This window comes from Bradyrhizobium sp. LB8.2 (assembly GCF_040548035.1).
Taxonomy (GTDB): domain Bacteria; phylum Pseudomonadota; class Alphaproteobacteria; order Rhizobiales; family Xanthobacteraceae; genus Bradyrhizobium.
On the sequence record NZ_JBEPQV010000023.1, the window covers coordinates 12,853 to 33,042 of the forward strand.

General features: G+C 63.7%; 18 protein-coding genes and 1 tRNA gene. 11 read left to right on the plus strand and 8 right to left on the minus strand.

The window, feature by feature from the left end:
• Positions 1–188: 188 nt before the first annotated feature.
• A complete protein-coding gene (locus ABIB06_RS25200) occupies positions 189–1,616 on the minus strand; it encodes a sulfatase family protein (protein ID WP_354050775.1) in 1,428 nt (475 codons plus the stop codon).
• Positions 1,617–1,785: 169 nt separating this feature from the next.
• On the opposite strand from ABIB06_RS25200, the gene ABIB06_RS25205 reads away from it, so the two are divergent.
• The 5 genes from ABIB06_RS25205 to ABIB06_RS25225 are packed head-to-tail and all read left to right on the plus strand — an operon-like array spanning position 1,786 to position 6,467.
• On the plus strand, positions 1,786–2,550 hold the full coding sequence (locus tag ABIB06_RS25205; protein ID WP_354050773.1) for a FadR/GntR family transcriptional regulator: 765 nt from the start codon (positions 1,786–1,788) through the stop codon (positions 2,548–2,550).
• Between the two features lie 30 nt (positions 2,551–2,580).
• Positions 2,581–3,933 carry an ABC transporter substrate-binding protein gene (locus ABIB06_RS25210; RefSeq protein ID WP_247339714.1) on the plus strand — a complete coding sequence of 451 codons (1,353 nt, stop codon included), beginning with the start codon at positions 2,581–2,583 and terminating at the stop codon, positions 3,931–3,933.
• Entirely contained in the window at positions 3,930–4,826 is an 897-nt protein-coding gene (locus tag ABIB06_RS25215) for a carbohydrate ABC transporter permease (RefSeq protein ID WP_247339695.1), read from the plus strand. The genes ABIB06_RS25210 and ABIB06_RS25215 overlap by 4 nt, the downstream gene beginning before the upstream one ends.
• Positions 4,823–5,650 carry a carbohydrate ABC transporter permease gene (locus tag ABIB06_RS25220; RefSeq protein WP_354050770.1) on the plus strand — a complete coding sequence of 276 codons (828 nt, stop codon included), beginning with the start codon at positions 4,823–4,825 and terminating at the stop codon, positions 5,648–5,650. The genes ABIB06_RS25215 and ABIB06_RS25220 overlap by 4 nt, the downstream gene beginning before the upstream one ends.
• 4 nt (positions 5,651–5,654) lie before the next feature.
• Entirely contained in the window at positions 5,655–6,467 is an 813-nt protein-coding gene (locus ABIB06_RS25225; protein WP_247339691.1) for a shikimate dehydrogenase family protein, read from the plus strand.
• A 35-nt stretch (positions 6,468–6,502) separates the two neighbouring features.
• Here the strand turns inward: ABIB06_RS25225 and ABIB06_RS25230 are convergent, their stop codons facing one another.
• The 4 genes from ABIB06_RS25230 to cpdR all read right to left on the minus strand — a co-directional run bounded on the left by ABIB06_RS25230 (position 6,503) and on the right by cpdR (position 7,942).
• Positions 6,503–6,745, minus strand: a complete 243-nt coding sequence (locus ABIB06_RS25230) for a hypothetical protein (protein ID WP_247339815.1) — start codon at positions 6,743–6,745, stop codon at positions 6,503–6,505.
• Positions 6,746–6,759: 14 nt separating this feature from the next.
• Complete coding sequence (locus tag ABIB06_RS25235) at positions 6,760–7,233, minus strand: L-2-amino-thiazoline-4-carboxylic acid hydrolase (protein ID WP_354050768.1); 474 nt, start codon at positions 7,231–7,233, stop codon at positions 6,760–6,762.
• A 200-nt stretch (positions 7,234–7,433) separates the two neighbouring features.
• Positions 7,434–7,508: transfer RNA gene (locus ABIB06_RS25240), tRNA-Val, on the minus strand.
• 74 nt (positions 7,509–7,582) lie between these two features.
• On the minus strand, positions 7,583–7,942 hold the full coding sequence (gene cpdR, locus ABIB06_RS25245) for a cell cycle two-component system response regulator CpdR (RefSeq protein ID WP_007597092.1): 360 nt from the start codon (positions 7,940–7,942) through the stop codon (positions 7,583–7,585).
• A gap of 360 nt (positions 7,943–8,302) precedes the next feature.
• On the opposite strand from cpdR, the gene ABIB06_RS25250 reads away from it, so the two are divergent.
• From ABIB06_RS25250 to ABIB06_RS25260, 3 genes are all read left to right on the plus strand, one after another.
• A complete protein-coding gene (locus ABIB06_RS25250) occupies positions 8,303–9,193 on the plus strand; it encodes an N-formylglutamate amidohydrolase (protein WP_354050767.1) in 891 nt (296 codons plus the stop codon).
• Positions 9,194–9,728: 535 nt separating this feature from the next.
• On the plus strand, positions 9,729–10,511 hold the full coding sequence (gene hisN, locus ABIB06_RS25255; protein WP_354050765.1) for a histidinol-phosphatase: 783 nt from the start codon (positions 9,729–9,731) through the stop codon (positions 10,509–10,511).
• A gap of 18 nt (positions 10,512–10,529) precedes the next feature.
• Positions 10,530–11,495: a Bug family tripartite tricarboxylate transporter substrate binding protein gene (locus ABIB06_RS25260; RefSeq protein ID WP_354050763.1), complete on the plus strand. Its 966-nt coding sequence runs from the start codon at positions 10,530–10,532 to the stop codon at positions 11,493–11,495.
• 8 nt (positions 11,496–11,503) lie between these two features.
• Here the strand turns inward: ABIB06_RS25260 and ABIB06_RS25265 are convergent, their stop codons facing one another.
• Entirely contained in the window at positions 11,504–12,397 is an 894-nt protein-coding gene (locus ABIB06_RS25265; protein WP_354050762.1) for a LysR substrate-binding domain-containing protein, read from the minus strand.
• Between the two features lie 93 nt (positions 12,398–12,490).
• Between ABIB06_RS25265 and ABIB06_RS25270 the strand changes: the two genes are divergently transcribed.
• The gene (locus ABIB06_RS25270) at positions 12,491–13,243 is read left to right on the plus strand and encodes a sulfite exporter TauE/SafE family protein (protein WP_354050760.1); all 753 of its coding nucleotides are present in this window, start codon (positions 12,491–12,493) and stop codon (positions 13,241–13,243) included.
• A 6-nt stretch (positions 13,244–13,249) separates the two neighbouring features.
• Here ABIB06_RS25270 and ABIB06_RS25275 read toward each other — a convergent pair whose 3' ends face one another.
• Positions 13,250–13,882 carry a LysE family translocator gene (locus ABIB06_RS25275; protein ID WP_354050758.1) on the minus strand — a complete coding sequence of 211 codons (633 nt, stop codon included), beginning with the start codon at positions 13,880–13,882 and terminating at the stop codon, positions 13,250–13,252.
• Positions 13,883–14,126: 244 nt separating this feature from the next.
• Here ABIB06_RS25275 and ABIB06_RS25280 point away from each other — a divergent pair, with 244 nt between their 5' ends.
• Both ABIB06_RS25280 and ABIB06_RS25285 read left to right on the plus strand, forming a co-directional pair.
• Positions 14,127–15,923, plus strand: coding sequence for an adenylate/guanylate cyclase domain-containing protein (locus tag ABIB06_RS25280; RefSeq protein WP_354050756.1), 1,797 nt, complete (start codon positions 14,127–14,129; stop codon positions 15,921–15,923).
• 173 nt (positions 15,924–16,096) lie between these two features.
• Positions 16,097–18,862: a di-heme-cytochrome C peroxidase gene (locus ABIB06_RS25285; protein WP_354050754.1), complete on the plus strand. Its 2,766-nt coding sequence runs from the start codon at positions 16,097–16,099 to the stop codon at positions 18,860–18,862.
• A 205-nt stretch (positions 18,863–19,067) separates the two neighbouring features.
• Here the strand turns inward: ABIB06_RS25285 and ABIB06_RS25290 are convergent, their stop codons facing one another.
• Positions 19,068–20,015, minus strand: coding sequence for an alpha/beta fold hydrolase (locus tag ABIB06_RS25290; protein ID WP_354050752.1), 948 nt, complete (start codon positions 20,013–20,015; stop codon positions 19,068–19,070).
• Positions 20,016–20,190: the final 175 nt, after the last annotated feature.

Here is a 20,190-nt window from a genome sequence, read left to right on the forward strand (position 1 = left end):
CGCCCGCTTTTAGCGGGCTCCTCAGGATGAGGTCCTGTTGCGCGGCGAGACCGTAGACCCTCAGGCAAGACTGTAGACCCTCATGGTGAGGAGCGCCGCTTACGGCGCGTCTCGAACCATGAAGGCCGAGCACTCTCGCAGCCTCGCCATATGCGTTAGGCCTGCCGGGACCGGGCGAGGGAGCGCCGTCAACGCACCGCCGCGTTCAAATCCATCGTCTCCAGCAGGCTGTTCTGGCGCCAGTCGATAAAGGCATCCTTGAGCCGGCTGATGATTCCGGCATGCTCAGGCATACCCCAGAGATTGCGCTGTTCAAGCGGATCGCGCTCGAGATCGAACAACTGCCCGTCCTCGGCGCCGTGGATGAACACGACCTTCCAGCGGTCATCGCGCACCATCGTGATCAGCCGCGCGCCGGTCATGGCGACGTCGCCGGCTTGCTCGCTGAACACGAACTCGCGGCCACTCCATTCCTCGCCCTTCAGCGCCGGCAGCAAGCTGCGGGCCTGGAACGGCTTTGGATGCTGCGCGCCGGCAAGATCGAGGATGGTCGGGCCCAGATCGAACAGCTGGCACTTTTCCTGAATCCGTCGCCCGTCGGAAAGAAGGCTGGGTGACCAGAACAGCAGCGGGACGCGGGTGACGGGCTCGTACATCGACCATTTCTGGCTGAGACCGTGTTCGCCGAGATTGTCACCGTGATCCGACATGAAGACAACGACGCAATTATCAAGGTAGCCCTTGTTTTCCAGCACCTCGATCAGGCGGCCGATCTGCTCGTCGATCATGGTGACGTTGGCATAGTAATGCGCGCGCAGGCGCCGCATCTCTTCGTGCGTCGGCGCCAGCTTCCATGACACCGCGTCGTGGTCGACCTCGGTGTCATGGCGCCGCTTCTCCTTCAGATACGCCGGAAGCCCCTCGATCTCGGCCTCGGTCGGCTGCGGCACCGGAAGGTCGTTGCGCGCGAGATAATGCTCCAGATATTCCGGAAGGGGGTCATAGGGCGGGTGCGGTCCGGGCAGGCCGATCTGCATGAACAGCGCTTCCGGCTTGGGGCGGGTCTCCAGCCACCACATCGCGGTCTCGGCGACAAAAATGTCCGGATGCAGCGACTTCGGCATCTCCCAGGTGAACGCGCCCATCCGGTCGCCATAATCCGGCAGGCTGCGATAGCCGGCGCGCGACGGCTTTGTCAGCTTGTGCGTGGCGAAGGCCTTGTCGAGCTCGTCGGCGAACCAGCGTCCCTCCAAAAAGCGATCCTTGTTCTCGACCACGAAGCGTTCGTGAAAGCCGGCCTTGGCGTCATAGGGGATCGTGTGCATCTTGCCGACATTGACGCAGTGATAGCCGGCTTCCGCCAGATTGCTGACCCAGGTCTTCTGCCAGTGTTGCCCGTTCTTCAGGACGCCCGAGGCGTGCGGGTAGAGACCGGAGAACAATGCCGCGCGCGAGGGAACGCAGCTCGGCGCATTGATGAAGCAATTATCGAAATAGATGCCTTCACGCACCAGACGATCGAGATTCGGCGTCTTCATGTAGGGATGGCCCGTCGCCGCGATCGTGTCGAAGCGTTGCTGGTCGGTCATGACCAGGACGATGTGGGGCTTTGTCACGATTGTTTTGTCCTACGCGGCATTGGGAGAGGAGAAAATATGTCTGACATAATAATTCTTGTCAAACTGCCATTGGCTGGATTATCCTTCAGAACGGCCGCGTTTTATGCCGGTCATTTCTTCGCACTCGCAATATATCAGACATTAAACCCAGCAGAGCCGGATCAACGTGGCAAAGGCCGACAGCAAGGACAGTCAGCAATCAAGCGGTCACGTCGCCCGCGAGGTGGCGCGGCTGATCCTCACCGGCGTGTGGCGCGAAGGCGCGACCCTGCCGCGCGAGATCGAGCTTGCGTCACGCTTCGGCGTCAGCCGCGCATCGATGCGCGAATCGCTTTCGCTCCTGAAGGCGAAGGGGCTGATCGCCTCGAAGCAGAAGGCCGGCACGCATGTGCGCACGCGCTTCGACTGGAACATGCTCGACGCGGAACTGCTGAACTGGACCTTGATGGCGTTGCCGACGCAGGAGTTTGCCAAGCAGATCATGGAGATCCGCAGGATCGTCGAGCCCGAGGCCTGCGCGATTTGCGCGACGCGCGGCACGGACGAAGACTTTGCCAGGATCGAGCGGGCCTATCGCGGCATGGACGCTGCCGGAATGGACCGCGTCGCCTATGCCGAGCCCGACTTGCAGTTTCACCGCGGCATTCTCATCGCCACGGGCAATGACTTTCTGATTGCCTTTGGCGCCACGGTCGCAGCCGCACTGCGGATGTCGTTCAACCTGTCGAGCACCAATCCGGGCGCGCCGCGCAAGAGCCTGCCCTATCATCGCGCGGTGCTTGAGGAAATCTGGGCGCGCAATCCCGACGGCGCGCGTCAGGCCATGCACAAGCTGATGGATCTCACCGAACAGAACATCGTCTCGGCCATGTCGCGCCAGAAGAAAAAGGACACCGAGGACGAGAAGGCCCGCACCAGACGGGCGCGTTGAAACCGGCATACAATATTGAGGGAGATCAAGATGAAGAACGCATCGCGCGCGAGTTCGCTCACCCGCCGTAAACTGCTCAAGGCCAGTGCCGCGACCGCGGCGCTAGCCGCGTTCCCCGCGCCGCTGATCGCGCAGACAAAACCGTTTGCCGGCGTGACGCTGCACGGCGCCTCGTTCCAGCACCGCTTCTTCACGCTGCTGCAAAAATACATCCCCGAATTCGAGGAGCAGACCGGCATGAAGGTCGACCTGCAGCTCTCGGCCTTCCCGGTCTACAACCAGCAGGCCAATCTCGAACTGTCCTCGGGCGGCTCGGCCTACGACTTCGTCAACGTCACCTTCATCCTCGCTGCGCGCTGGGTCGCTGCGGGGCTGCTCGCCGATCTCAACGAATTCACCGGCGATCCCAATTTGACGCCCGCCGAGTGGAATCCCAAGGACTTCGTCGAAGGCGCGCAGGTGCCCTATCGCGACGCCAGGGGCGGCACCTATGGCTATTCCTGGGAAGGCGGCGCGATGCTGATGGGGCTGTCGCGCATGGACCTGATGGAAAAGAAGGGACTGAAGATCCCCAAGACGTTCGCCGAGCTCCAGCAGGTCTGCGCCGAGATCAACGGCACCGATGGCGTCAGCGGCATCACATCCTTCCAGCTTCATCACTGGAACCTGCCGCCCTACATCCAGGGCTTTGGCGGCGACATCTTCCGCAAGCCGCCGGGCGACATCATGCCGGCGCTGAACACGCCGGAGACCATTCAAGGCATCGAGTTCTACGCGAACCTGTTGAAGAACGCGCCGAAGGGCGTGCTCACCTATACCGAGGACCAGGCGCGGCAGTCGCTGCTCACGGGACGTTCCAACATCTTCATCCATTCCAGCTCCTGGGTGACGCCGATCCTGCTCTCCGACGAGAGCAAGGTGAAGGAGACTTCGCGCGTGGTGCGCTCGCCCGCCGGTCCCGTGCATGATTATCCGGCGTCGAATAGCCAGGGGCTCGGCATTCCCAAGAACGCCAAGAACAAGAAGGCCGCGTGGGAATTCATCAAATGGGCGCTCTCGCCCGACATCTCGATGCGGCTGGTGAAGGAGCACGGTCATTCCTCGGTGTGCCGGCGCTCGATCATCACCAGCGAGGCCTATCGCAAGCTCAACACGGTGAACGGCCAGGACCTCGGCGCGCTCTATCTCGAAGTGCTGGAGCTGCCGGCCAAGGGCGAGAACTACATGGCCTATCGCACCGTGAAGGAATTCCCGATCGTGGGCGACGTCCTCAACAAGGCGTTCGAGCAGGTCGCGACCGGCCAGCTGCCGGCAAAGGACGCGATGAACGCGGCGCAGGACCAGGCTATCGCCGCACTGCGCCGTTCCGGGACGCAGCTTTGAGCGAGAGTGGAATTGACGGAGAGCGCCGCAGGTTCATCGCCTTCGCGCTCACGCCGAGCCTGATCGTGCTGTTCGCGATCGCCGTGCTGCCGGCGATCTATCTCGTCGTGACGAGCCTCACGCCATTCCAGCTGACGATGCCGGGCTCGGCCACCGATTTCAGCGCGCCGCTCCGCAACTACGGCCTGCTACCCGGCGATCCCCGTTTCGTCAATTCGCTGTGGGTGCAGGCCAAGCTGTCTTGCTGGGGCGTGCTGTTCCAGGTGTTGTTCGGCATGCTGCTCGCGCTGCTGCTGAACGTGCCGTCGCGCCTTGTCGAGTTCGCCCGCACCTTCTTCCTGATTCCGATGGTGCTGCCGCCGATCGTGGTCGCGGTGATCTGGAAGCTGATCTACACGCCAGACATCAGCCCGCTCTATTACGCGGCACAAGCCCTGCATTTCACCATGCCGGCACTGACATCGAGCGTCGATTTCGCGCTGACCGCGATCATCATCGCCGACACCTGGGAATGGCTGCCCTTCACCTTCCTGATGGTTCTCGCGGCGCTGCAGACCATCCCGGATGAATATTCGGAAGCAGCCCTCGTCGACGGCGCCAGCACGCTGCAGATCTTCTGGTACGTCACGCTGCCATTCATCATGCCGATCCTGGTCATATCGGGCATGTTCCGGCTGATCGACAGCGTGAAGGCGTTTCCGCTCATCTTTTTGCTGACCAGCGGCGGCCCCGGCACAGTCACTGAAGTCACCAATTACTATGCATATCTGCTCGCCTTCGACACTAACGAGATCGGCTATTCCAGCGCGGTCACGGTCGTGATGCTGCTGCTGGTCGCCGGCGTCAGCCTTGGTCTGGTCTGGATGGGACGGCGCCGGGAGGCGATGGCATGAACGCGCCCACCTCACGCAAGGCGACGCCCGGCCGGCTGGCCGCGATCATGGTGACCCTGCTCGTCCTGCTCTCGCCGTTCCTCTGGTTGTTGCAGATGAGCTTCAAATCGAACGACCAGATCCTGCAATTCCCGCCACCGCTGATCTTCACGCCGACACTGGAGCACTACAGCGCGCTCTGGCACAGCGCGTTCTCGGCTTCCTTCGTCAACAGTCTGCTCAGCGCCTCGTTTTCGACCGCACTCGCGCTGCTGCTCGGCGTGCCCGCCGCCTACGCGTTGTCGCGCTGGGCCGGACGCGGCAAGCACGCGCTCTCCTTTGCGATCCTGGTCACGCGCATGGCGCCCCCGATTGCGTTCACGATCCCGTTCTTCCTGTTCTACCGCTGGATCGGCCTGCTCGACACTATCACCGGCCTGGTGCTGGTCTATACCAGCTTCAACCTGCCGCTGGTCATCTGGATGATGCAGCCGTTCTTCGACACCATCCCGGTCTCTCTGGAGGAAGCAGCGCTCGTCGATGGCGCACGGACCCGGACGGTTTTCACCAAGATCGTGCTGCCGATGGTGACGCCAGGGATCGCGGCGACCGCGATCCTGTGCTTCCTCTACGCTTGGAACGATTTCTTCTTCGCGCTGATCCTGACCCGGACCAATGCGCGCACGGCCCCCGTCGCCGTCGTCAACTTCATGAACTACGAAGGCTGGGAATGGGGCAAGATCGCCGCCGGCGGCTCGCTGGTGATGGCGCCGGTGCTGATCTTCTCGCTTGCCGTGCGCCGCTATCTCGTCAGCGGGCTCACTGCCGGCGCGGTCAAGGGATGAGGCCATGAAGCTTCCGACCGGCGCATCGCGCACCGTCTTCATCTTCGCCCATCCCGCCGGTCATGTTGGCGCGCCGCGCCATTACACGCCCTATTTCGAGCAGCAGGGCCTCGACTGGCACATGATGCCGATGGACGTCGAGCCGAAGCATCTCGCCGAGACGATCCGCGCGCTGGCAAAGTCGCCGAGCACCGCCGGCTTCAATTTGACCATGCCGCACAAGCCGGCCGCGTTCGAGCTCTGCGACGAGGTCGGGCCTGCCGCGACATTCGAGGGCGTGGTCAATACCATCCGGATCGAAGCCGATGGAAAACTCGTCGGAGAATCCTTCGACGGCGGCGGATTTCTGAACGCCGCGCGCGAGGCCGGCATCTTCGATCCCGACCGCGGCACCGTCGTGATCGGTGCCGGCGGCGCCGGCCGCGCGATCTGCCATGCCCTCGCGGCGGCAGGTGTGAGGCGCCTGCGCATCCTCAACGAGGTGCCCGGCCCGGTCGAGACGCTGGCGGCAAAGCTGCGCGGACAATTCCCTGATCTCGACATCAGTCTCGAGGAGCGCTTCGACGATTTAGGCCTGTGCGTCAATGCCACCTCGCTCGGTCTGCACGCGACCGACGCGTTGCCGATGGATCCGGCCAAGCTGCCGAAGGATTGCGCCGTGTTCGACATCATCGCCGCCCGCCGCACTGGATTCATGGAAGCCTGCGCGGCCCGTGGCCTCAAGGTCATCGACGGTGTCGCCATGATCCGGCATCAGTTGCCGCTGCAAACCGCGTTCTGGCGGGGAGCAACTGCTCCTTCAGCTCCGACATCCTGAGGCGCAAGCAGCGGGTAGTGCACCTGCAGATGCCTCTACCAAACCTCCGCGCCGGGGATTTTCTTGCGCACCGCCATGCGCTGGATCCAGATGCAGCGACGGACCGATCTATTGGAGCGGCCGACCGCGGATATTCCTTCGCCGGCCTGCAGCAGTGGCGCCACGTTTTCACGCAACGCGCGGCAGCGCTGGAGCTCGGCCTGCCAGTCGATGATTGCTGCGTCGGCCCGCGACGCAATCAGCGACAGTACCGCCACGGCAAGACAGCTCGCTCGCATGGTCCGCATTCCCTTCACCGTGGTCCGACCGGATCGCGCCGGTAGCGGAAATCGCAATGAGGCGCGCCTTGCATGATGGTCTGCGTCCGCGTCAGCGCGACGTCGGGGCCGAACCCTTCTGCGGTCGCAAAATCGGCGGTACAGACCAGGAGAAAGCCGAGCTCCGGCTCGCCCAGCGCCTTGTAGAACTCGGCATAGGCGCACCGCGTCACGTCGAACGCGAAGACGTCCTCAGTCTGCTCGATGACGTCATAAGCGAGCGCGTCGTCACGGGCATAGGCCCTGAACGCCGATGATACGGCCTTGCCGAGATCGGTCTCGTTCCTGGCTTTCCAGAATTCCTCGCCGTAGCCGCGATACAGATTGCCGAGCGTGGTGCGCACCAGCGCGTTGGCGCGCGCCTCGCCGAGTTCGGCCTGGAGCGCCTTCACCAGCGGCACCAGGACTTGCGCCTGAATCTTCGCCTGTTCGATGACGGAAACGCTCATGGGCGGCCTCGTATCTGAGGCCACATCGTAGCCCGGATCGGACGAAGCGTAATCGGGGTTTCGTGCCGGATGACGAGATTTCCGGATCTCGTGAAGCGTAGTCCGGGCTGCGCGGGCCGCACACGTTCGGTTGTTTGGACTTGGCCGATGCCTGCTGGGCTTCGGCAAGGCATCCTTCACTCGGTACCGCGAGCGAAGGATGGTGGGCGCGACAGGGATCGAACCTGTGACCCCTACCATGTCAAGGTAGTGCTCTCCCGCTGAGCTACGCGCCCTAGATGTCGTCTAGATCGGGTCGGGACCCTATAACGGCTCAGGAGAGCCGGTGCAAGGACGGAAGGGGGCCGATTTAGGCCGCCAGCATCTTGTTCACTTCGCTGACCAATTCGCGCAAATGCACGGGCTTGGACAGCACCTTCGCGTTCTTGGGGGCGTCCGAATCCGAGTTCAGGGCGACCGCGGCGAAGCCAGTGATAAACATGATCTTGATGTCGGGGTCGAGTTCCGAAGCCCGGCGGGCGAGCTCGATGCCGTCCATCTCCGGCATCACGATGTCGGTGAGCAGCATCTCGAACGGCTCTTCCCGGAGCCGCTGATAAGCGGCCATGCCGTTGTCATGGGACGAGACCTGAAAACCGGCGTTTTCCAGCGCCTTGACCAGGAAACGGCGCATGTCGTTGTCGTCTTCGGCGAGCAGGATTTTTGGCATGGCTGGAACGTCGAATCCCCAAGACAATTACAAGGCATCAGCAGAGGTCACTAAGCCCGACAGAGGGTAAATTTCGGGTGAAAATCTTTACCCTGGCCCGACCGGCGCGGCTCCCTTGTGAACCCGAATGCGGCTCGAAGCAATCAAGTCGCGTTGGTCGATCCCCATCTCGATGCCCGCAGGGTTAAGACATGTTCCAGCGCAGATCACATCTTTTCGCTTGGCAGGATGGTTGCGATTCCGGACAATGACGACACATAACAGCCGCTCGATCGGCCGAATCAATTCGATCTGGCCCCTTTTCCGGATCCTGCGGCGCCAAGGGACGAAGCCTGAGAACAAGGGACGAAGCCTAAGAAGATGACCCGGTTTGACGGCGACATGTCGCCAGCGTTCGAGATCGTGGAGCCCGCGCAATGGCGCGCGCCTGTCATCTTCAACTCGCCCCATTCCGGCTCGACCTATCCGGACGAATTCCTCGCGGCATCGCGGATCGACCTGCCGCAGCTGCGGCGGTCCGAAGACTCTTTCATGGACGAGCTGATCGCGCATCTGAGCGAGCGCGGCTTTCCGACCGTGCGGGTCAACTTTCCGCGCTCCTATGTCGACGTCAATCGCGAGCCCTATGAGCTCGATCCCCGGATGTTCACCGGGCGCCTGCCGAGCTTCGCCAATACCCGCTCGATGCGGGTTGCCGGAGGGCTCGGCACCATTCCGCGCGTGGTCGGCGACGGCCAGGAGATCTATCGCGACCGCATCCTGGTTGAAGATGCGCTGGCGCGGATCGAGACGCTCTACAAGCCCTACCATCGCGCGCTGCGCCGGCTGATCAACAAGGTGCACCAGATGTTCGGCACCGTGGTGCTGGTCGACTGCCACTCGATGCCCTCGGTCGGCGTCTCCCGCGACGAGCCACGGCGGCCCGACATCGTGATCGGCGACCGCTACGCCACGAGCTGCACGCCGCTCCTGCCCGACAGGGTCGAGGAGACCATGACCGGGCTCGGCTATTCGATCGGCCGCAACAAGCCCTATGCGGGCGGCTTCATCACCGAGCATTACGGCAACCCGGCCAGCGGCCTCCACGCCGTGCAGCTCGAACTCAACCGCGCGATCTACATGGACGAGCGGCGGCGCGAGCGCAGTCCGCGTTTTGCGCAAGTGGCGTCGGACTTCGGCGTGCTCGCCGACGTGCTGGCGACCACGATCCCGTTCGGCGATCTCGGCCCGTTCCAGGCCGCGGCCGAATAGGCGCGACGTTTTCTTCGAACGATTGTGCTGGGTCGATCAAGCGCGAACGCGTTTCGCGGCGCGTATTGAAATGAAAGCCAAGGGCTGAAAGAAAAAAGGCTGAAAGAAAAAAGGGCCGCTTCTGATGAAGAAGCGGCCCAAGTCTAGGGAGGAAACGCCCAAGGAGGGCAGCAGTAACGCGAGAAGCGCTACCGCACCGCAACAATATGCGGCCGCGACGCACAAAGTGCAAGGGCTTTCGAGCGGTTTCCCATGCAATGAGGACATAGCTCGGTTGCTTCTAGAGAAACCCAGATTCAGTTCCTTTGATAAGGAAATTCAATGGGTTGATAGTCATTTGCATACGAACGAGGCAGATCCGGAACTAAGGTTTCAACTCAATGATCGATATTTGCCCAGTGAGTGGTCTTTGACGAGGCGAACGCTTCCGGCATCCAAAATACCAGGGTGCGAAAGCAAGACAGCGCTGCACGATCCCTCCGATTTGAGCTAGGCAGGAGTGAGCTTCACCCGACTTTCGTTTTGAGGATGCGCCGTGACGGTGATCGACTTCTCCGCCTTCATCGAACGGCTCGCCACCGTCTCCGGCGAAACCATCCTGCCGTTCTTCCGCACTTCCCTGTCGATCGACGACAAGAGCAAGACCAAGGATTTCGACCCCGTGACAGAGGCCGACCGCGCCGCGGAGGCGGTGATGCGGCGGCTGATCAAGGCCAGCTTCCCCCAGCACGGCATCGTCGGCGAGGAGTTCGGCAACGAGCGCGAGGACTCCGACTATGTCTGGGTGCTCGACCCTATCGACGGCACCAAATCCTTCATTGGCGGCTTTCCGATCTGGGGCACGCTGATCGCGCTCTTGCACAAGGGCGCGCCGGTGTACGGCATGATGCACCAGCCCTTCATCGGCGAACGCTTTTCCGGCGACAACGGCTCGGCCACCTATAAAGGCCCTTCCGGCGAGCGAAGGCTCCAGGTCCGCCGCTGTGCTTCGCTCTCGGAAGCGACGACCTACACCACCAGCCCGCTGCTGATGAACGAGCGCGACCGCGCCATCTTCGGCCGCATCGAGAAGGGCGCACGTCTCTCGCGCTATGGCGGTGACTGCTACTCCTATTGCATGCTGGCCGCAGGCCACGTCGATCTCGTGGTCGAAACCGAGTTGAAGCCTTACGATATCGCGGCCCTGATCCCGATCGTGACCGGCGCCGGCGGCGTCGTCACCACCTGGGAAGGCAAGCCGGCGCAGGGCGGCGGCCGCATCATCGCGGCCGGCGACGCCAGGGTTCATGAAGAAGCACTGAAACTACTCAACGGATAGGCCGCACAAGGAGCCTGCATGACGAACCGGCGTACGCTCCTTCTCGCAACCCTGCTTCTGTTTCCGACGCTCGTCTCCGCGCAGAATTTCCCGGCCAAACCGATCAAGCTGATCGTGCCGTTCCCGGCCGGCGGCCCCAACGACATCATCGCGCGGGTGATTGGCCAGCGCATGTCGGAGCTGTCGGGCCAGCCGGTGCTGATCGACAATCGCGGCGGCCAGGGCGGCGTGCTCGGCACCGACGCCGTCTCCAAGGCTGCGCCTGACGGTTACACCATCGCCATCTCCAGCGCCGGCGCACTGGCGATTAGCCCGAGCATGGAGCGGGTCGCCTACGATACGCTCAACGACCTCACGCCGGTGACGTTGGTCGCAACCGTTCCGGAAATGCTCGTGGTCGCCACCAATGTAGAGGCCAAAAACATCGGCGAGCTGATCGCGCTCGCCAAGGCGCAGCCCGGAAAGCTCAACTTCGCCTCCTCCGGCCCCGGCAGCCTGCCGCATCTGGCCGGTGAATTGTTCAAGCTGACGGCCAGGATCGACATCGTGCACGTGCCTTATCGCGGCGCGGCGCCCGCCGTGAACGATCTGCTGGGCCAACAGGTGCAGATGACGTTCCTGGATCTCCCCGTGCTGCTGCCGCAGGTCAAGGCCGGCGCCCTGCGGCCGATCGCGGTCGGCTCGGCCGAGCGCTCCGCCACCGCGCCTGACGTCCCGACCACCGCGGAAGCGGGCTTTGCGGACCTGCGCATCGAGAACTGGTACGGCATGGTCGCGCCGAAGGGCACGCCGAAGGAGATCGTCGCAGCACTGCATGGTCTCGCCACGAAGGCGATGGCGGATCCCGCGGTGAAGGAGAAGCTCGCCGCCCAAGGCGCAACGCTGGTCGGCGACGAGCCGGAGCATTTTCGGCAGTTCATCGCGGACGAGACGAAGAAATGGGCGAAGGTGATCAAGGACGCCGGGGTGGAGACGGCAAAGTAGCGCAGAGTTCACACCGCCGCCGTCGCCCTCAAATGCTCCACCAGCATCTTCGCCGGCCGTGACAATGTCTTGAAGCTGCGCGCGCAGATCACGAGCCTTCGGTTGGCGAAGGCGTCGCGCAGGCGGACCATGGCGAGCGGCATCAGCTTTGCGCAGCGGCGGGCGGCGGCTTCGGGCATCAGCGCGACGCCGACATCGGCGGCGACCATCTGGCAGATCGCGTCGAAATCGCGCAGCCGCGCGCGGAAATGCGGACGCATGCCGAGCCGCGCAGCGTGCTTCGAAATATGCACTTGAAGCGCAGTGGCGCCGGTTAGCCCGACGAACTCGCAATCCCCCGCCTCATGAAAATCGATCTGGCGGCGGCCAGCGAACGGGCCGCGCTTGGAAGTCACCAGCATCAGGCGGTCCTCGCTGAAGACGAAGCGCTCGATATGGTCGGGCAGCGCATGCTCGGCGGCGAAGCCGAGATCGGCAGCACCGGCGGTGATCGCAGCCGCAATGTCGGTGCTCTCGCGCTCCTCGATGTCGATGGCGACGTCGCGATGCTCGCGCAGGAAGCCGGCGAGAGCCTTGGGCAGATGCTCCGACAGACCCGAGGTGTTGGCGAGGAAATGCACGCTCGCCCGCGCGCCGCTGGCAAAGCCGGCGAGATCGCCGCGCATGGCGTCGATCTGGTGCATGACGAGCCTCGCATGATCGAGCAGGCTCTCGCCCGCCGCGGTCAACTCGACACCGCGGCGCCCGCGCTTGAGCAGCGCGACGCCGAGCGCGTCCTCGAGCCTCTTGATGCGCGCGCTGGCCGAGGCCAGCGCCAAATGCGACCGCTCGGCGCCACGGGTGATGCTGCGCTCGTCGGCGACCGCGATGAACAGCTGGAGGTCGATGAGGTCGAAGCGCATGGCAGGTTTCTCCCCTCAGCCTTCGTCATGAACGAAGGCACTCTCCGTAACCTCCAGATTGTGCCCGGGCGCGGCTTCGGTCAATGTGCAGATATGATCGACCCGCTCCTCATTCTCATCGCCGCCGTCTTCCTGATCGCCGGATTCGTCAAGGGCGTGGTCGGGCTCGGACTGCCGACCGTATCCATGGGCCTGCTCGCCGTGAGCATGGCGCCGAGCCGCGCGATCGCCATCGTGATCGTGCCCGCGATCGTCACCAACATCTGGCAGACCTTCGTTGGCCCCCATCTGCGTGACATCCTGAGGCGGCTGTGGCCGCTGATGATCGGCACCGTGATCGGCTGCTGGCTCAATGCCGGCGCGCTGACCGGTCCCCATGCGCGCTACGGCACGATCGTGCTCGGCGTCCTCCTGGTCATCTACGCGATCATCGGGCTGAACAAATTCCAGTTCCGGGTCGCGCCGAAGAACGAGAAATGGGTCGGCGGCGTAGTCGGGGTGATCACCGGCGTGATCTCGGCCTCGACGGGCGTGCAGGTGATCCCCTCGATGCCGTTCATGCAGGCGATCGGCATGGAGAAGGACGAGCTGGTGCAGGCGCTCGGCGTGTTCTTCACGACAGCCACTCTGGCGCTCGCCTTCAACCTCACGGCCGGAGGATTGCTGACGCCGGCCAATGCCGTGCCGGGCGCCGTGGGCATGGCCATGGCCTTTGCCGGCATGTACATCGGCCAGTCGGTGCGGGCGCGGATGCCGGCCGAAGCGTTTCGCCGCTGGTTCCTGATCGCGATGATCCTGCTCGGCCTCTATCTCGCCGGCAGCGCGCTGCTGAAAGAGTTCGCGTAGAAAAAGTTACCGCGTCTCCAGCATGGCGACGCGGATGCCGAGATAGATGAAGAGGCCGCCGAGCGCGCGGTTGACCCAGGCGATCGCGCCCTCGGAGGTCCGCAAGCGGTGGGCGGCCTTGGCCGCGAACGCCGCCAGTACCAGACACCACAGCGTTCCCGTGCAGATGAAGATCAGGCCGAGCGTCAGGAAGGCGAGCGGCTTGTGCGGCGCGTCGGCTGCGACGAATTGCGGCAGGAAGGCCAGGAAAAACAGCGCGACCTTGGGATTGAGCGCGTTGGTGAAGACGCCCTGGAGGAAAACCCGCCGCAGCGAGCTCCGCACCGGCTCGTCGATGGCCGATGCCAGTACCGGGCGCGACCACAGCATCTGGAGCCCGGTCACGACGAGATAGGCCGCACCGACCAGCTTCAGGATCGAGAACGCGGTCGACGAGGCCATCAGCAGGGCCGAAAGGCCGATCGCCGCGCCCGCGACATGGAAAAAGCAGCCGCAGCTGATGCCGAGCGCGGCAGCGGCACCGCCTCGCCACCCCATCTGCATGCTGCGGCCGATCACATAGACCGTATCAGGCCCCGGCGTGATGTTGAGCAGCACGCCCGACAGGACGAAAAGCCAGATTTCGTGAATGCCCAGCATCTGTGAGGTGCCTCCGCCGCCGAGCCGTCGCCTCAGGGGCCGGCTTAGTCGGTTCGCTCGTCCCCGTCCATCGCCGGGATTGCGGAGCATTTAGCTCGAATTTGCAATGCGGATCATACTTTCGCTCGGCCTCATCTGCTCTATAAAGGCAGGTTCTTGAATGCGGGATTCGAGGCGACTGCCACGGCGTGGCCGGTCCTCGATCTCTTCCAAGTCTCTTGCAAGTCTCTTGGAGCTCCGGAATATGGAAAGACGTCTGGCCGCCATCATCTGCGCCGATGTCGCCGGCTATTCGCGCATGATGGGCAGCGACGAGGCCGGCACCCATGCCGCCTTCAAGGCCCATCGCAGCGCGATCCACCCCATCATCCTCAATCACGGCGGCCGCGTCGTGAAGAACACCGGCGACGGCTTCCTGCTGGAGTTCCCGAGCATCGTCGGCGCCACCGAAGCCGCAATCGCGATGCAGACGCTGATGGCGGAGCGTAACCATCATCTGCCAGCCGATCGTGCGATGCAGTTCCGGCTCGGCATCCATATGGGCGACGTCATCGCCGACGAGGACGAGGTCTTCGGTGACGATGTCAACATTGCCGTCCGCCTCGAATCCGTGGCCAGCCCCGGCGGCTTTGCGATATCGGCCAAAGCCTACCAGGAGGCAGGCAAGCATCTCGCCGTGCCGATGGCCGATGCCGGCAACCACCGCTTCAAGAACATCAAGGATCCGGTCGGCGTCTGGACCTGGACGCACGAGGGCGCATCGGCGCTTGCGCCCGCGCTGAAGGAGACATCCGCCCTCTCGCAGCAGTACCGGACCGCCATCGTCGGCGTGCTGCCCTTCGCCAATCTCAGCGACGCCCAGGACGAATATTTCTCCGACGGCCTGACCGAGGACTTGATCCACGCGCTGTCGCTGCAATCCTTCTATCGCGTGCTGAGCCGTAACTCGACCTTTGCCTTCAAGGGCAACAATGTCAGCACTCGCCTGATCGCGCGGGAGATCGACGCGACCTATTTGATCCAGGGTTCGGTGCGGCGCGCCGGAGCCAAGATCCGCGTCACCGCAGAGTTGATCGCGCCGGAGACCGGCGAGCAGCTCTGGACCGGCCGCTACGACCGCGACATCGGCGATCTCTTCGCGATGCAGGACGAGATTACGACGAACCTGTCCGCCGCCATCGCCACCGAGATCGTCCGGGCCGAAGCCTCGGCGCCGGCACGGCTCTCGACCGACGTGACCGCCTGGGACCGCTTCCTCAAGGGGCTGTCGCACTACTACCGGCAGACCAAGGAGGATTTGAACCTCGCCGTCGCCCTGTTCAGGGAGGCGATCGCGGTTGATCCGAAGCTGTCGATCGCGCACGCCTATCTCGCCACGATCCAGATCCAGAGCATCCAGTTCGGCTGGGTCAAGGGCACGCGCGAGATGTGGGCCGAGGCGATGAAGCTTGCCGAAACCAGCGTCCGGCTCGATCCACGCTCGTCATTTGCATTCTCGATCCTGTCCTGGGCCCACGCGCTGGAGGGGCATTACGAGGCCGCGATGGACGCCGCCAAGCGCGCGGTCGCGCTCAACCCCTACGACAACGGCGCGCGCGGCGTGCTCGGCATCTGCCATTTCGTCATCGGCGAGCACCGCGAGGCGATCGAACTGTTCTCGATGGCAGCGCAGCGCGACAACAGCGATCCGCGCTACCAATGGGCCGCGCTGAATGCCTTCAGCCACTATCTGCTGGGCCAATATGACGCGACCCTGTCATGGGCCCGCGAGCAACTCTACATCAACCCGAACCACATGCAGGCGCTGGCGATCCGCGCCGCGGCGCTGGCGCAATTGGGGCGGGCGGGCGAGGCGAACGAGGCGACCCGCGTGCTCATGGGTAACTACCCGACTCTAAATGTTGACCGTCATTTGCGCAATTTCCACTGGAAGCGCCCCGAGGACCTCGCCCATTACCGCGACGGACTCTTGAATGCGGGCGTGCCGCTCGGCAAGCTGACCCTGGTCCAGAGCGACCTGAAACGCGTCGCCGAATCCTGAGGGCCAGCCGCGGCCACGCGGCAATTTCCGTCCACCTTGATTGACACGACAGTGAATTCAACCACACTTCCTTACACGCTGAAGTAGTATAAGTACTGCCGGTTTGTTAGGACTTTCCCCGCTCTATCGCCGCGCCTGTATTTTACGATTCGCTGTTTTCAGGATTCTGGGCCATGCATGATTCCGCTTCGAAGCCCCCCTTCGACCCCTCGATCCAGGTCTCGCCGAACAATCCCTGTCCATTCCTGCGCGGCCTCGTCGGCGAAGGCTTTGTTGACGGCGGGACTGTCCCGCTCGGGACGCTGTCGCAGACGATTGCAAATGCAACCGGCGAGACCGGGCTGAAGAAGGCCTTCGCCCGCATCCAGGTCCGCGGGGTCGCGCTCATCGCAAACGGTCTCGGTCACATCCTGAAGAGCGCATTTTCGGGCGCTCAGCTCGACGCGCTGCGTGGCGGCCCCCTCGACAAGCGCGGCGCCGGCTCGCGCGTCCTCGGCGTCGACGGCAAGGTCGACGAGGCCGAGCTCGCGCGGTTTGCGAGCTTCGGCCGGAATTACCAGAATCCGAACGGCGGCGGCTCCGAGCCGGGTCTCAACGCCTCAGAAATCGACGTCTTCATGCGCGACAACCTCAAGCGCGCCGGCAGCGCCGCGCGCTGGTACTACCCCCTGCTGATGAAGTTCGAATGGCCGATCCTCCTGAAGATCGTGGGCAAGGGCGAGGGGGAGGACCGCTATCTCAGCGTGGCCGACGTGCGCACGCTGTTCAACGAGCGCCAATTCCCTGCTCGCATCAACCGGCGGCTCGTGTCGCAGCCGGCGCTGTCGACCTGCCAGCGCGTGGTGCGGGGCGCCCTCAAGTTAGCGGCCCTGCTCGTCACCCTCGGCCTCGTCTTGCTCGTTGCCGTCGCCGAATTCCCCGACCAGGTCCGCGCCATGCTGCCGCAAAAGGGGATTTTCGTGAATCTGCTGCCGCCGCCCCTGCCCACGGTCCCCGAGACGAAGGCGGCCTATTGGCTCGAGCAAAACTGGTCGCTGAAGGACAGGCACTGGTTTCACCACGCCAGCCAAGGCACGGCGACCTTTCCGGTACCCTATGAATGGTTCATGGCGCTGGAGCAGCCGCGCCTGCACCTGTTCTCGCGGCCAGGCATGATGACGGACAGCGCCTATCTCGAGCGCTACGGCTTCATCCCAAGCCCGCAGTCGATCCAGACTGACGCGGCGTCACTGCGCCGCTTCGGCTACGCCAATGTCTACGAGACGACGCAAGCGCCGGACTGGTCGACCAGATGGACGCCGGCGGAGAACGTCGACGGCCTGCCGGTCGGCTTCGCGCGGATGACCGGGGTCAGCGATCCCGCGACGGGCCGACGCGAAGAGGACAAGATCGGGCTGACCTGCGCGGCCTGCCATACCGGCCAGATCCATTACCAGGGCATCGACATCCGGTTCGACGGCGGCCCGGCCATGACCGACCTGAAGAAGCTCGAGCTCTCCACCGGCCTGTCGATCGCCTACACGCTTTACGTTCCGCTCCGCTTCCAGCGCTTCGCCGATCGCGTGCTCGGCCCCGACGCCAGCAAGACGGACCGCGACGCGCTCAAGCAGAAGCTCAGCGCGATCGGCAATTTCCTGATCGACTGGGCGAAAATCCAGCAAAAGACGATTGAAGGCAAGAAGACCTGGAACGGCAGGCAGCAGAGTGACACCGAGGAAGGATTCGGCCGCCTCGACGCTCTCAATCGCATTGGCAATCAGGTCTTTTCGCAGGACCTGGCGCTGAGCGGGATCAAGGGATTCGAGAAGAACCTGCACGCCCAGGACGCGCCGGTCAGCTACCCTCCGATCTGGACGGTGCCCTGGTTCAAGTTCGCCCAGTACGACGCCTCGATCGAGCAGCCGCTGATCCGCAACGCCGGCGAGGCACTCGGCGTGACGGCGCTGCTCAACCTGTCCGACGCCTATCCGGAGGACAGGATTTGGCGGTCCTCGGTTCACATCAACACGCTCGGCTGGATCGAGGACATGCTCAGAGGGCCCGATCCGTTCAAGACGGCTGATCCCTCCACCGGTCCGAAGTTCGGAGGCCTGCTGGCGCCGAAATGGCCGTCGCAGATCCTCGGCGACAATTGGAGGCTTGATCAGAAGAAGGTCGACAATGGTCGCAAGATCTACGCCGAGATGTGTTCCGGATGCCATTTGCCCGCCATCGACACTCCGGCTTTCTGGTCCTCCGGACATTGGGAGCCGAGCGGCGACGGCAAAGTCCTGAACGCGGTGACGATCCCCCTCGACGAGATCAAGACGGACCCCGAACAGGCGCTCGTGCTCAGCAACAGGATTGTCGATGTGCCCGGCTTCCTCAAGGTGAATACGGCCGACCTCCAGAAATGGTGGCAATGCGACGTCTCGACTGCGAGCTCGCCGACCGAGATGGTGTATGCGCTCGGACTCATGACGGTGGTGGACCTGGTCGCCCGCAAATGGATGGACGACGAGAAGACTCCGGACGCCGAGCGGGCGAAATTGTGGAACCTCGCCCGCAAGAACTGCCTCAATCCGGTGGGGGGAGCACGCTATCGCGCGCGGCCGCTCAACGGCATCTGGGCCACCGCGCCCTATCTGCACAACGGTTCGGTGCCGTCTCTCTACTGGTTGCTGAAGCCTGCAAGCGAGCGTCCGCAAAAATTCTGCATGGGCCGCCGCGACTATGATCCCGTGACCGTCGGCTTTGCGGTCACCGCCGACGAGAAGTGCAAGACGGGTGAAACCGAGTTCTCGGCGGGGTCGGACAAGGATCCGATCCAGGGCAACAGCGTGCTCGGCCATTCCTTCGAGCGCAAACCGGGTGAGGAAAAACGTCCCGGCGTCATCGGCCGCGTATTCAAGGACGACAACGAGCGCTACGATCTGATCGAGTATCTGAAGACGCTGTAGCCGAGCTCTGTCCCGAACACGCCGCCCTCATCCTGAGGAGCCCGCACAAAGCGGGCGTCTCGAAGGATGGCCGAGGGCGAGAGCCGGGCCTTCATGTTTCGCCCGGCGATGCGAAGCATCGTCCGGAGACGCGCGTTCCGCGCTCCTCACCATGAGGGTCTTGCGACCAAGCGGGCCGAGGCAGCGCACCGCCGTCGCTCCCCCCTCACTTGAACAGCGGCGTGCCCGGCACGAAGGCGTCGAAGGCTGCCCAGAATTGGGAACGGTAGCGGTCCTGCTCCTGGAGGATCTCGTGCTTGGCGCCGGCGATCACGAGATGGGAGCCGGCGCGCAGATGATAGGCGAACTCCTCGATCGCCGCGGTCGAGACCACGGTGTCGCTGGAAGCCGCCAGCATCAGGATCGGCTGACGGATCTTCGACGGGTAGTTTTTGCCTCTGAAGGTGTTCATCGCGCGGAAGGCGGTATCGGCCCAGGCGACCGTCGGTGAGGCCAACCCCAGCGTCGGATCCTCCTCAAGGATCGCGGCATTGCGCGCGTAGCGCACGGGATCGCTGGTCAGCGGATTGTTGATGAAGGGATTGAGCCCGGTGATGTGGTCGCTACCGCCGGGGACGTAGCGGCCGCCCATCCCCAACACGCGCATCGTCTTCAAAAGCGTCCGCGCCGGAAACGAGGTGGCGCGGCCGGGCAGGTCGATCATCGGCGCCGACAGCACCATGCGGTCGAACCAGCGCTTGCCCGCATGCGCGACCCGCAGCAACACCGTGCCACCCATGGAGTGAGCGAGCGCGAAGAAGGGCGGCGGGCAATCCGGCAGCACCACCTGCTGCACGAAGGTCTCGACGTCGATCTCGAAATCGGCGAAGTCGCGGACATAGCCCTTGCGCGGATCCCGCAGGCGGCGCGAGGAGTGGCCCTGCCCGCGCCAGTCGATCATCGCCACAGCAAAGCCGCGGTCGCGCAGGTCGCGCACGGTCTCGAAATATTTCTCGATCTGCTCGCTGCGTCCGGTGAAGACGCAAACCGTGCCCTTGCGGTTTGCCGGCGGTGCCCAGCGCGCAAAGCGCAGCTCGGCGCCATCAGGGGTCTTGATGGTGCCGCTGACGACGTCTTTGGGAACAGGATTGGACGGAATCGAGACCAGCGTCATGGGCGGAGGTTTTGAAAATCAGGGGGCGGGAGCGCCGAAAAGGCGCAGATAGCCGCCCTCTTGAACGCAGTTTCCCAAAACCCATATCACCATGGTGCAGGCCGCTACCAGTGTTTCGGAACCGGAACATCAGGCTGCACACAGACGAAAGCCCGGCCCGATTGGCGGGCGGGTT